The sequence below is a fragment of the Chryseobacterium sp. CH21 genome, from assembly GCF_004119445.1.
Lineage (GTDB): Bacteria > Bacteroidota > Bacteroidia > Flavobacteriales > Weeksellaceae > Chryseobacterium.
In genome coordinates this window covers 1-12836 of the sequence record NZ_QICI01000085.1, presented here as the reverse complement: position 1 = coordinate 12836, position 12836 = coordinate 1, and the positions used below count along the sequence as shown (strand labels likewise).

At 34.7% G+C, this 12836-nt stretch carries 7 protein-coding genes, 2 pseudogenes and 1 CRISPR repeat array; of the genes and pseudogenes, 3 read left to right on the top strand and 6 right to left on the bottom strand.

Going from position 1 to position 12836, the window contains the following annotated elements; genetic code table 11:
* Positions 1–96: 96 nt before the first annotated feature.
* Positions 97–760: a CRISPR direct-repeat array (repeat unit 48 nt; unit sequence GTTGTGAATTGCTTTCAAAATTTATTATCTTCGTGATTAGTCACAGCA).
* Between the two features lie 56 nt (positions 761–816).
* From cas2 to cas9, 3 genes and pseudogenes are all read right to left on the bottom strand, one after another.
* Positions 817–1155, bottom strand: coding sequence for a CRISPR-associated endonuclease Cas2 (gene cas2, locus BOQ62_RS17720; RefSeq protein WP_129041588.1), 339 nt, complete (start codon positions 1153–1155; stop codon positions 817–819).
* Positions 1152–2044: pseudogene (gene cas1, locus BOQ62_RS17715) on the bottom strand (type II CRISPR-associated endonuclease Cas1). The gene cas2 and the pseudogene cas1 overlap by 4 nt, the downstream one beginning before the upstream one ends.
* 12 nt (positions 2045–2056) lie before the next feature.
* Positions 2057–6243, bottom strand: a pseudogene (gene cas9, locus BOQ62_RS17710) (type II CRISPR RNA-guided endonuclease Cas9).
* A gap of 217 nt (positions 6244–6460) precedes the next feature.
* Here cas9 and BOQ62_RS17705 point away from each other — a divergent pair.
* Genes BOQ62_RS17705 through BOQ62_RS17695 form a run of 3 tightly spaced genes read left to right on the top strand, consistent with a single transcriptional unit; the run spans position 6461 to position 9839 of the window.
* Entirely contained in the window at positions 6461–8584 is a 2124-nt protein-coding gene (locus BOQ62_RS17705) for a Tex family protein (protein WP_129041586.1), read from the top strand.
* A 50-nt stretch (positions 8585–8634) separates the two neighbouring features.
* Positions 8635–9273 (top strand): HAD family hydrolase, encoded by a 639-nt coding sequence (locus tag BOQ62_RS17700; RefSeq protein WP_164976786.1) that lies wholly within the window; start codon positions 8635–8637, stop codon positions 9271–9273.
* A complete protein-coding gene (locus BOQ62_RS17695) occupies positions 9273–9839 on the top strand; it encodes an RDD family protein (protein ID WP_129041582.1) in 567 nt (188 codons plus the stop codon). Before BOQ62_RS17700 ends, BOQ62_RS17695 begins: the two co-directional genes overlap by 1 nt.
* Before the next feature lie 34 nt (positions 9840–9873).
* Here BOQ62_RS17695 and BOQ62_RS17690 read toward each other — a convergent pair whose 3' ends face one another.
* The 3 genes from BOQ62_RS17690 to BOQ62_RS17680 form a co-directional block, all read right to left on the bottom strand.
* The gene (locus BOQ62_RS17690; RefSeq protein ID WP_129041580.1) at positions 9874–11445 is read right to left on the bottom strand and encodes a M28 family peptidase; all 1572 of its coding nucleotides are present in this window, start codon (positions 11443–11445) and stop codon (positions 9874–9876) included.
* Between the two features lie 329 nt (positions 11446–11774).
* Positions 11775–11951, bottom strand: a complete 177-nt coding sequence (locus BOQ62_RS17685) for a histone H1 (protein ID WP_047377485.1) — start codon at positions 11949–11951, stop codon at positions 11775–11777.
* A gap of 277 nt (positions 11952–12228) precedes the next feature.
* Positions 12229–12836: aminotransferase class I/II-fold pyridoxal phosphate-dependent enzyme (locus tag BOQ62_RS17680; protein WP_129041578.1), on the bottom strand; the 608-nt coding region annotated here is incomplete at its 5' end.

Below are 12836 nucleotides of genomic sequence, written 5' to 3'. Positions count from 1 at the left end.
ATGATAGCACCACCAAGAATTGTTGTGAATTGCTTTCAAATTTATTATCTTCGTGTGTTCGTCACAGCGTAGTGAGGTTTTTTATTGAGATCCGCAGTTGTGAATTGCTTTCAAAATTTATTATCTTCGTGATTAGTCACAGCAATGCTTTTTCCAAAGCTCTGTCATCCCAAGTTGTGAATTGCTTTCAAAATTTATTATCTTCGTGATTAGTCACAGCATTTATATTCATTGATACTTTGCCTCTGTCGTTGTGAATTGCTTTCAAAATTTATTATCTTCGTGATTAGTCACAGCAATGCTTTTTCCAAAGCTCTATCATCGCAAGTTGTGAATTGCTTTCAAAATTTATTATCTTCGTGATTAGTCACAGCATTGGATTAATATATGTCAGTGATATGTATGTTGTGAATTGCTTTCAAAATTTATTATCTTCGTGATTAGTCACAGCAAGAAATTCTTTTGCTTAAATGTAGTGATGGTTGTGAATTGCTTTCAAAATTTATTATCTTCGTGATTAGTCACAGCTTCTCTGGAGAAAATCAAATTACCTTGCGAGTTGTGAATTGCTTTCAAAATTTATTATCTTCGTGATTAGTCACAGCATGGTAGCGTTGTTGAGGGTGATATTGATCGTTGTGAATTGCTTTCAAAATTTATTATCTTCGTGATTAGTCACAGCATCAGACAATATATACCAATATCTTTTACCGTTGTGAATTGCTTTCAAAATTTATTATCTTCGTGATTAGTCACAGCCTCAAAAAATAATCTACTGAAAATCAGTAGATTATTTTTATAATTAGAATTTACAATTTAGAATAATTCGAGCTGCTGAAAGGTTGGAGGAGGTTCTTCTTTATTTCTGGCAAAAAAGATTTCGATATCCCCAAATTGCTTATCCGTAATGCACATAATAGCAACTTTCCCGGCCTTTGGAAGCATAAATTTCACTCTTTTAATATGAACTTCAGCATTTTCGCGGCTCGGACAATGACGTACATACATAGAGAACTGAAACAAAGTAAAACCATCATCAATGAGTGCTTTCCGAAAGCGGTTCGCATCTTTCATATTAGTTTTGGTCTCAGTCGGGAGATCATATAATACTAAAACCCACATAATTCGGTATGCATTAAACCTTTCGGAATTCATAACAGTTGAGGATAAGAGATCAGCCGCTTTTCTCCTGTATAACATTTATAAAGTGACGAAGCCGTTGTTTTAACAGCAACGAGCAACGGTCTTATTTTACTATCAATATTCACATCTTTGGTAGCAATCTGTAGAATATGCGCCTTAAATTCTTTAGTCAGTTCGTCTATATCCGGATGTATTTTCAGCCATTGCATGACCAGTAAATCAACAAACGGACGGTAAGGCTCCATTAAATCATCGGCAAGGCAATACGGATTGTATTTATTTTTATGAAAAATACCGAGAACAGGCAACAGTCCGGTTTCTACGATGGCTCTTGCGACAATACTTCTGAGAACAGCATAACCGAAATTGAAAAACTGATTGGGAGAATCTCCAAAACGCTGTCTTAAAAAATCCAGGCTGATTAGATACTTCCAATAATGCTGAGCTGCAATACCTTCCATATTGGTTGTATCTCCGGACAGTACATTTTTTTGATATTGAATCATAGGCTCATAATAGTTTCCCAGTTTCATCAGAACATTTTTCTGGTTTTCAATTTTACATTCCACCGTTTGTTTCCAAAGCTGTTTTTTCAGCGGTTCACTTGCTTCCAGCTGATCTTTTACCCTGTCGGAATGTTCGGTATGACCATATAACGGAAGCATAATTCCGTGGGGTAAATGATGTGCATCACAACTAATGACCACCACATTATTTCCCATCATTTCTGAATCAAATTGTGCGAAATGGTAATCTGATAATGATCCAGCATGAGTAATCCCAAATCTTCCACAGGAACACTCCCTTTCTCCGTTTTGGTATCCGGACAGAGGATTTTCATCTGCTCATCTTTGAGTTTGAGATATGCAGGATTGCCGATGTAGATGGAGCGGGTGATCATACTTAAAAGTTTTTAATATTCTCCTAACTGAACTATTTTCCCAAGATGATTCAAACGTATTTTAAAAATACCCTTTAAACCGTTTAATCCTTCCCTTCTCCAAGTAGCTCCTTTCAGTGCAGAATTATCTTCAACAGTAGTTTCTAAATGATGTCTGAAAAAATAGTCTTTTGTTGCAATTTTCTGTACTCTGAAAAGATTTTTTGAAATCAGATTCAGATTCTTTTCATTAAATAAATCAAATTCTTTTGGATCAAAATCCTCTGAGGGAAATAAAAACATTTCATTCTGTTTCATTGTAAATAAGAATTTCCAGCCTAAATCAGAATTATATTCTTTATCAATAACAGGTAAATTTTGGTTTACTCTTTCAACGGCCTCATAAAAACTTACAACTCTTTCCTGTAAATTTCCATTTTCATCTTCATAAATAGCAACATGATGATTATTTCCTGTACTCACGAAATCAACAGCTATCTTTTTACCATTTTCATCTAAAATTTCTTTTCCTAAATGATCCTTTTTATAATGTAAAGCTTCGGCATTATTAATTCCTGTAATAGTAACCGTTTTTATTGAAATACCTTTAGATTCATTAAGCCAGACAGGATTCTTTTCCAAATCAGAAAAGGCTTCTTTAGAATTTCCGTTAAATCTTTTCAACCTCTCAGTTAAAATATCACGAATTCCTTTATCGGGCACCTTTTCAATATTTTTATAATCTTTAAAATTATCAGGATTAATAGCTTTTCTTGTCGTATACCCTGTTTCATACCAACTTAGCGTTACGTTTTCAGGTAATTGCTCTTTTTTCTCATCATCAAGAAATACCGGATTTTTTGAGATTATATTTTTACCCGTAAATGCTTTTTTAGAATCCCCATCAAACATGTGCAATCTCTCCAGTAGAGCGTGTCTATATTTCTCATTCTGAACTTTACGAATAGTTTCAAAATCAAATTTCCCTGATACTTTTTCTTTTTTGGTTTTAAGAAATTTTGAACTTCCATAAATCGTTTCTTTATGAAGTTGTCCTCTCGGAGTAAGTTCTGTTTTTGCAATCAGACTACCCTTTTTCTTGATTTTATTGATATTTTTGGTAACTACTTTATTTTTAGCTTTATGAGAAATTAATATTTCATCCAAATGTTTTCTGGCTTCTGCTCTAAAATTTTTGACAGGTTCTTTAAATCTTCTTTCCTTTGAACCTTTTTTCTTTTCAATAACTTCCGTTATATTATTTTCAATATTTACAATTATTTTATGTTCTTTATGTTCTTCATTTTTTCTTGCATTTAAATAATTCAGATACTGAATATGATTATGTGTAGTAAAAGCAACCGTTAAAGCATCCATTGCATGATGACGATGGTCGTTTCTTTTCGTCCAGTCTATAATTCTTTGCTTCTCCTCTCCTTTTGAATTGATGATAGTTTCTGTAAGACCCAATTTTCTGTATTTTTCCAAATTAAGCTCCTTCATTGTATTCACAAGATTCCAATCCTCTCGAAGTTTATCCGTTATCCTTCCCGAAGTAGAAACAACAGAATTTGTAATACCAAAAAGTATTTCTTTCGATTTTTTGGCTATATATTGTGTGTTTCGCAAATCTCTTTCAATAAAGCCATCTCCTATTTGAGAACCTTCTTTCTGAAGCTTTTCATATTTTGCTTTGGAAATAGCTCCCTTATCGTACAGATCATTTATAATATTGAGAAACTTCTCTAATTTTTCTTTTCCTTCAGTTTCCATAAAATCTATAGCTGTAGCGTTTCCTTTTTTAAGGTTAGCACTTCTTGGAACTAAAACTTTATTTGAAAAACTATCATCAAAGAATCGGGATTGTGGAATGATGTGATCTATATCGTATTTATCAGTAAATAAATTTTCTCTTTCAATTTTCACATCGTTGTACAAATCTTTAAACCCGTTATTTGCCAATTCCAAATATAACTTGTAACGAATTATATCATTTCTTGATGGGCTTTTAATCCCAAACTCACGTTGTAAGACTTCAGCGTATTTCTGATGTTGTAAGGTGGCCTTGTTAATTTCAGAAGTCATATTAGCACGTTCTTCTGCACTAAACTTAAGCTCTCTTGCCAACTCAATTCTTACTTCATGAGGTCTTCCATATTCTTTAATCAGTTCATTGACCAGGTTGATCATCTGATTCAAAATCTTTTCAACCACTGGGTTTCTTAAAGAATTTTTGGGAAGAATATCCAATTGATCTTTTAAAATCCTACTCTCAAGTTGTTCTTTGGTGAGTGAATATTTAGAATGATTGTAACCCGCATAGCTGCAAGCATCACTGTATTTATGCTCTTTAATATAGGGATAGATCTTTCGCATTGCTTTAGAACTCAGACTTCCATAATCCTGAGAAAAACCAATTTCTGCCAATATCTTGGAATGTTCTTTTTTGAATCCGAATTTCTTTTCCAACAATTCATACAGCTTCTCATTGCCGGAAGGAGAATCATCACCTTCGTAAGAATACAGCAAATGCCAAAGCTGATAAGCAGCCTGTTTTTCAAAATTATTTCCTTCCAATTCCGGATTAAAATCTAAAATAGAAGCGTCAATTCCCAATTCTGACAATTTTTCTTCAACAAATAGTTGTATGTTCTCTGCTGAAGCATTTATTTTGGAAACTTTGATATCATCATCCACAGTTAATTTAAATTCTTTAGGAAATGCTATTTCTTCATTGGCTATAATTTTAAGAAAAGCAGTATATAGATTTTCATTGGTATAATTTCCTTCAATATCTTTGAAATTAGTTTTCCATTCTTTGCCTGAATAACCAGCAATATCCAAAACATCTTTTGCGGAAAGTTTTCCTTTAATATTGACTTCATTAAAAATCGATTGCTTAAAATCTAAATCAATCGGAAAAACTTCTTTTGTATCTACATTTTGAAACTGTAAATTATTTAGAACCTGCCAGATTTTGAATTCCTGAAATAAAGGAGAAGATTTCGGTGCTACTTTTAAGCCAACTGTTTTCTTTTTAATCTTTCCGTTTTCTGTGATTTCAATTTCTCTGTTTTCGAATTCACAAATACTGATTAATCCTTTCTGTGATTTTAGTTTTCTCTGATAAAAGATAACAATATCACGAATTTCTTCCTTTAATTCTTTAGTTAATTCTTTATGAAACTTCGATTGTGTCTCCCATATTTTTTCAAATTCATCTAAATAATCCTGTCTGTAGAAAACCTGATTTTTAAGCCTTGTGTGTGGATTCACTTTTAACTGTTGAAATAAATATTCACCAACAGTTTGATTATTAAAATACAGTTCTTTACTTCGATCGCTTATTGCACCTAAATAACCACTGGAATTATTCAGACTGCTGTTGATCTCCTGAAAAACAACCGCCAGACTTTCAAAATCTAATTGTTGTTTTGTCGCTTCATATCTCCAAAAGTATTTTTCTACCTTTTTTTCCTGGGCGGTTCCTGTTTGTTTGATCCCAACAAGAGAAAAAGGTTCTTTCAAAATGACCCAGGTTGCATTTTTATTTTTTCCCTGCAAATCTTTGTAAAGCTGTTCGGTAAAAATTTCGATGTGAAATTGCTTTTGAAAATTCCAGACTTTATCAAACTCCGACTGCAAATCTGAACGGTAAAAATCCGGGAGTTGCTTTTTACCTTCTTTTAAAAGTTGATATGAATATTCTCCGGGGGTTACATTTTCTTCATAGAGCTTTTTGGCAACAGCCATTCCGTCCACAACCTGTCCTTCTTCATCATTTTTAGCCTTACGGCTACTCTTATATCCTCTTTTTTGTTAATTAAAAGCAAAACTCTGGCCAGCTCAGACAGTTCAATTTTTTCTGTTGCTGCCTTTGCTCTTAATTCCTGGGTTTGAAATGTTGAGTTTTTACCAACCTCGGCCAGTAAGTCGGCTTCTTTGAGAATAATATTTGTCTTTAAAACCTCAATAAGATTTGATCTCCTTAATTTAAATCTTTGAAGATTTCGTCTTGCACTTCGGGCTAAAGTTCTTCCAGCATTGGTTGTAATCGGTTTTCCTTTTTCAAAGTTCAACTGTTCATCAACAGTTAACGGATTTACACGAACGCCTAATTTGATAATTTTATTGTTTTCGGAATTTTTAGAATCTTCCTGAATATAAGCCCAACCGATTGATGAAACACCCAAATCTAAGCCCAATATATTTTTAGTCATCGCTATTATGTTTTTGATACCACATAAAAATATAAATAAAAAAGCATTCAAATTACGGATTCCCATAATTATATTAAATATTTTTTCTTCTATATTTGTCATATAAATTTTGAAAGCAATTCACAATAAGGATTATTCCGTTGTGAAAACATTCAAGGCGGGGCAACTCGCCTTTTTTCGTTTTAAAACCCTATTTTAGCTATCCGAAAACAGAACAATGACGACCGTAGAATTTATACAAAAACAGCTCAATATTTCTGAAAAGAGCATCAACAATACTTTACAATTATTAGCAGAAGACTGCACCATTCCTTTTATTTCCCGTTACCGAAAAGATAAAACCGGAAATCTTGATGAAATACAGATCGAGCAGATCTCAAAGATCAGCAAGAAGTTTGAAGACATTGTCAAGAGAAAAGAATCTATTTTAAAATCGATAGAAGAACAGAATGCCCTGACTCCTGAGCTTCAACAAAGAATTGAAGACAGTTTTGATATCCAGGAGCTTGAAGACCTTTATCTTCCTTTCAAAAAACGTAAGAAGACTAAAGCTGATACAGCGAAAGAAAAAGGACTTGAACCTTTAGCCAGGATCATTATGAGCCAGAAAAATAATGACATTCAGTTTTTGGCTTCAAAATATCTGAACAATGAGGTTGCTTCCGAAGAAGAAGCATTGCAGGGAGCTAGAGACATCATGGCAGAATGGATCAACGAAAACATGTACGTCCGTAAGAACCTCAGAAGACTTTTTCAGCGCAAGGCAATGGTTACCTCAAAGGTTGTAAAGGCTAAAAAAGATGAAGAAGACGCACAGAAATTCTCTCAATATTTTGAATGGGAAGAAAGTCTTAGCAGAACTCCTTCCCACAGACTTTTGGCCATGTTAAGGGCAGAAACGGAAGGCTTTGTAAAAACAAATGTAGGAATAGACAAAGAAGAAGCCATTGACTTCATTGAAAAGGCTATTATCAAATCTAATAATGAAAGTTCAGAACAAATTTCATTGGCCATAAAGGACAGCTATAAAAGACTTCTGGAGCCAGCTATTTCCAATGAAGCATTGCAGGAAGCCAAAGAAAAAGCAGATAAAAAAGCCATTGAAATTTTCTCTGAAAACTTAAGCCAGCTTCTACTAGCTCCCCCTTTAGGAGAGAAAAGGATTCTGGCAATAGACCCGGGGTACCGAAGCGGATGTAAAGTAGTTTGCCTGGATGAAAAAGGAGATTTACTGCATAACGAAACTCTCTACCCTCATGCTCCGCAGAATGAAAGCGGAATGGCCATGAAAAAGATCCGTTCTATGGTGAATGCTTATAATATTGAAGCCATTTCCATTGGTAACGGAACGGCAAGCCGCGAAACGGAGTTTTTTATTAAAAAGATTGCTTTTGATAAACCTTTGCAGGTTTTCGTCGTGTCGGAAGCGGGAGCATCAGTTTATTCTGCAAGTAAAATAGCAAGGGAAGAATTTCCGACGTATGATGTAACGGTTCGTGGGGCAGTTTCTATCGGGAGAAGACTTTCTGACCCGTTAGCAGAATTGGTGAAAATTGATGCCAAATCTATTGGTGTAGGGCAATATCAGCATGACGTGGATCAGACCCAATTAAAAAATGAACTTGATTCTACAGTAATGAAATGCGTAAACTCTGTAGGAATTAACCTCAATACAGCAAGTAAATCATTATTAAGCTACGTTTCCGGGATCGGGGAAAAAATGGCTGAAAACATTGTCAACTATCGTGCTGAAAACGGAGCTTTTGAAGACAGAAAACAGCTTAAAAAAGTTCCAAGACTTGGAGAAAAAGCCTTCCAGCAGGCAGCCGCATTTGTAAGAATAGCCCATGCTAAAAATCCGCTGGATAATTCTGCTGTACATCCGGAAGCCTACGGAATTGTAGAGAAAATGGCCAAAGATTTAGGTATTAAAACCGATGAGCTGATCGCTAACAAAGATAAAATAGCCATGGTAAAACCGGAAAGCTATATTACGGGGGATATCGGAATTTTAGGAATCAAAGATATTTTAAAAGAACTTGAAAAACCTGGATTGGATCCAAGAAAAGCTGCAAAAGTATTTGAATTCGATCCGAATGTTAAAAGCATTAAAGACCTGAAAGCAGGCATGATTCTTCCGGGAATCGTCAATAATATTACAGCTTTCGGATGTTTCGTGGATCTTGGAATCAAAGAAAGCGGACTGGTTCATATTTCTCAGCTGAAAGACGGATTTGTATCGGACGTGAATGAAGTGGTAAAACTTCACCAGCATGTTCGTGTAAAGGTAACGGAAGTAGATGAAGCAAGAAAAAGAGTACAACTGAGTATGATTTTGTAATTTTTTAACCCTATTTTTTACATTAAAGTAAAAACTACAAATTAATTATTTTGAAAACAAAGAACTTAATTTTTGATCTGGATGGAACTTTATGGGATTCCAGAGTCACTATCATTAAAATATGGAATGAAGTATTAGGCAGACACCAGTTGATTCAAAGAGAACTGAAACCCGAAGATATGGATCAATATATGGGATTATTGGCTCATGATATTGTAAAAGATATTATCCCTGGCATTTCAGATCTGCAGGCACAGGAACTTCTTTCTGAAATTGTAGCCGAAGAAAATAAAACACTGCACCTGCAGGGCGGGATTTTATATGATGGTGTTGAAAATACCCTGAGGAGTCTGGCCAGCACCCACTCTCTTTTTATTGTAAGTAACTGTCAGGATGGTTATATTGAATCCTTTTTAGACTATTATCAATTCCATGATATGTTTGTCGATTTTGAATCTCACGGGCGAACCCAAAAACCAAAATCTGAAAATATACAGCTCATCATGGAAAGGAATAAGCTATCCACTGAAGATTCTGTATATATTGGTGATACTCAAACTGATTATGATTCCGCAAAGGCTAATGGATTGCCTTTTATTTTCTGTACATATGGATTCGGAAAACTTTCTGATTCACTTGATGAACCATCAATTCTTAAGTTTTCAGACCTATCTGATATTACAAATTAATGAAAATCTCCGAGCTTAAGGAAAACAGAATTATTCATAGACCTACTCGATACTTTGATGAATTGGGTAACAGAATTTATAACGAATTCGAGTATGAACTCCCTTATAACCCTGTTCATAAAAATAACGAAACGGAGCGCCTTTTTGCTAAGATTATTGACATGATTCCGTTTTTTTTAGTCTTTGTATTGATATTTCATCTTCCTGTCATTTTCGGTATTGTACTTTCGATTCCTTGTGTAATTATTTCCGGAATACTTTGTGAATGGTACTTTGGAACAACTTTAGGTAAGAAAGTTTTTAAACTTAAAATCCTCGATGATTATGGTAATCAACCTGGTTTCGTAAAATCACTTCTAAGAAATATTTTGTGTCTGGCCAATCTTTGTCCGGTTTTAACAGATTACAATCCACCAGCCAGTGATACCAGAACCCAATCAGGTACCCAGATGAATTTTAGTATGCACTTGAATAACAAAATCTGTAAAACGTATATTGTAAAAGAAAGCAAAGTAAAAGAAATACATGAACTGCTTTCTCAGAAAGACAAAAAGGCTGCTCTCTAGAGCAGCCTTTTATCAAATTTTATTATAAAATTTCTTATTTATAATCTTTAGAACTTCTTCTTGGTTCTTTTACTTCCGGCCATTTTACCATCTCTCCTTTTTCATCCTGAGGCATCACCCTCTTTTCTCTGTTGCTGAATTCAGGATCTTCAGAGGCCATATAAGCTAATGCTGCGGTTAAAATCACATTATTTTTCACCTCATCAAAAACAATCTTATCATAAGTATCTTTTGTTGTATGCCATGTATATCCGAAATACCCCCAGTTCAGAGAACCTAAAGAAATTCCGGGTACTCCTGCTGCTACAAATGAAGCATGATCAGAACCTCCTCCTCCGGGCATTCCCGGGAAATCTGTTTTAATGTGGCTTCTTACTGCTTTTGGAACTCCGTCAAGCCATCTTCCGACATAATCATAAGCTTTTACAAATCCCTGACCGCTGATGTTGACAACACGTCCGGTTCCATTATCCTGATTAAAAGCAGCCTGTACTCCTTTAATAATCTGAGGATTATCTGCTACAAAACCTCTTGACCCGTTTAACCCCTGCTCTTCACTTCCCCAAAGTCCGATTATGATAGTTCTCTTGTTATTAGGATAATATTTCTTCAGGATTCTCATCGTTTCCAACATAGTAATGGTTCCGGTTCCATTATCTGTTGCCCCCTGAGCTCCGTCCCACGAATCAAGGTGAGCGGAAAGAATTACATATTCGTCCGGTTTTTCTTTTCCTTTGATCATTCCGATCGTATTAAAGCTTTTGGCTTCAGGAAGTATTTTAGACTGGGCATCAATTTTGATTTTAGGCTGAGTCCCTTTTTCTGCCATTCTGTAAAGCATTCCATAATCTTCCACATCAATATCAATCATTGGAATTTTGGTTGTTTTCGCACCAAAAATTCTGTTAGCCCCCATGATTCCTGTCCAGTTTGAAATGGCAATTCCTGCCGCTCCTGCTTTCTCCAACGCTTCCGGAAGACTGTTATTATCATATCCTACGTTCTTTATATAAGCAGCAAAGTCTTTGGCAGCCTGTTCTTTTTCTGCTTTAAGTTTTTCATACAGCTCCGGAGTAGCAAATTCTTTGATCTGCTCATCAGAACGTCCTATTTTCTGATATTGTGCCATCAGTATTATTTTCCCTTTTGCAGAAGGAAGCCATTGATCAAATTCTGCTTTAGAAGACACTTTCGGAAGAGTAATCACTTCTGCTTCAATTGCTTTTTTGGTAGCAGGGCTCCATGCAAGCTGTGTTGCAGAAAGAGATTTCACACGTGGATACGTCATATCTACATGAGTAGTACCTCTCTGCCATCCTTTCCATGTTCCAAATTGCTTAAGGTTGGCATCTACTCCCCATGAACGAAGTTTATTAGCACTCCATTCGTTGGCTGCCAGCATTTCAGGAGTTCCTACAAGGCGAGGACCAATCCCGTCAAGCAGCTCAGATGCAAGGATTTCCAGCTGGGAATTATTATTTACTTCATCTACAAAACTTTTTACGATAGGGTTAAGCCTTTCTTTTGGGTCAACCTTTACCTGAGCCCATGAAAACTGGGCCGCCAGCACTACTACAGGTACTGCAAAAAATCTATTTATCTTCATACTATTTATTGATTGCTTTAAAGATAAAGGAAATTAGGGAGATGATGAAAAATTAACCCTACAAAAGCGCTTTTATAGAGATATCATTAATTATTTTGTTCTATATAAGAAAAAAAGACTTCTTTAGATATTTGTTGTATTAGTTTTAATTAACAATATATATTCAGAAGGGTAAAGAAAACAGAAGTCTGATACAATTAAATGGTATTAAACTTTTAAAAATTAAGTTTCAGTAAAAAAACTCCCTGGAACCAAGAATATTTAAGGTACTTGAATTTTAAATTCAGTGGATAAAAAAAGCCGACTTTAAAAGCCGGCTAAAAGTTGAATTATTTCTTAGCTTCTTCTACAGAAACTTTTCTGAAATCTTTGAACAATTTGCTTAGTTCTAAAGCTGCTTTACGAGCTCTTGTACCAGCTGCTTTGTTTCCTTTTTCAGCTTGTTGGTTTGCTTCTGTTGTGAACGCTTCAAATTCTGCGTTGATTTTTTCAATTAGTTCTTTCATTTATTTAAAAATTTAGGCTGCAAATATAGGTTTTATGGTGATTCCAGCCTAATTGTGTTGAAAAAAAATGGTTGATTTAATCATTTTTTTTGAGTCTTTCTTACATTCAATTTAATTTTTAAAATAAAATCAAATTATTGTAGAAAATCAGCCGTATAACTTAGATTGCATTTAGAGCATAAGCTTACATTTATAAACTATTAATAATCAACAAGAACCGACAAAATCAAAATAGTTTCACTTTTAAAGTTTTACTTATAAAATCATTTGTTTTTCCTTAATCATTCCTAACAACTTCATTATTCTTAATAGTTTGAAACAATAATTCTTTTATTTTCTTTCCTGCATTTTCTAATAAAACAAAACTTTCGGAGGTAATACGTTCCGCAAAAACAATCCGAAAATGATAGTGATACTTATTAGTAAATGAAAAAGTATCTCCCGGAGTAAATAAAATCTGTTGCTTTTCACAATATTCATAGAACTTTTCCATATCCGTATGCTCAGGGAGCTGCCCCCAAATGCTGTAACCACCCTGAGGTTTGTGAAAATAAGAGCCTTCCGGAAACGAATTTCTTAAAGCATCCAATACCTGTACAGCCTGTTGATTGAGTTTTTTCCGGAATGTCCTAAGATGTCTTTCATAACTGTTTCCCTGAAGCAGTTTTAAAACCAGCTCCTGATAAATGGGAGAAACCGACCGCCCTAAAACAAATCTTGCTCTTTCTGATTTGATATAAAATTTCCCTGCATGCAGCCAGCCTAAACGGATTCCGGGTGCCAGCGTTTTTGAAAATGATGAATAAGTCATTACATTTCCTTTTTGATACAAACTTTTTATACTGCGTGGTCTTTGTTCTTCGAAGTAAGGATCAGAATACATAT

What these genes read in the sequence shown, in the direction of transcription:
- cas2 (WP_129041588.1), bottom strand. Translation starts at nt 1,155, where the DNA reads ATGAATTCCGAAAGGTTTAATGCATACCGAATTATGTGGGTTTTAGTA.
- BOQ62_RS17705 (WP_129041586.1), top strand. Translation starts at nt 6,461, where the DNA reads ATGACGACCGTAGAATTTATACAAAAACAGCTCAATATTTCTGAAAAG.
- BOQ62_RS17695 (WP_129041582.1), top strand. Translation starts at nt 9,273, where the DNA reads ATGAAAATCTCCGAGCTTAAGGAAAACAGAATTATTCATAGACCTACT.
- BOQ62_RS17690 (WP_129041580.1), bottom strand. Translation starts at nt 11,445, where the DNA reads ATGAAGATAAATAGATTTTTTGCAGTACCTGTAGTAGTGCTGGCGGCC.
- BOQ62_RS17685 (WP_047377485.1), bottom strand. Translation starts at nt 11,951, where the DNA reads ATGAAAGAACTAATTGAAAAAATCAACGCAGAATTTGAAGCGTTCACA.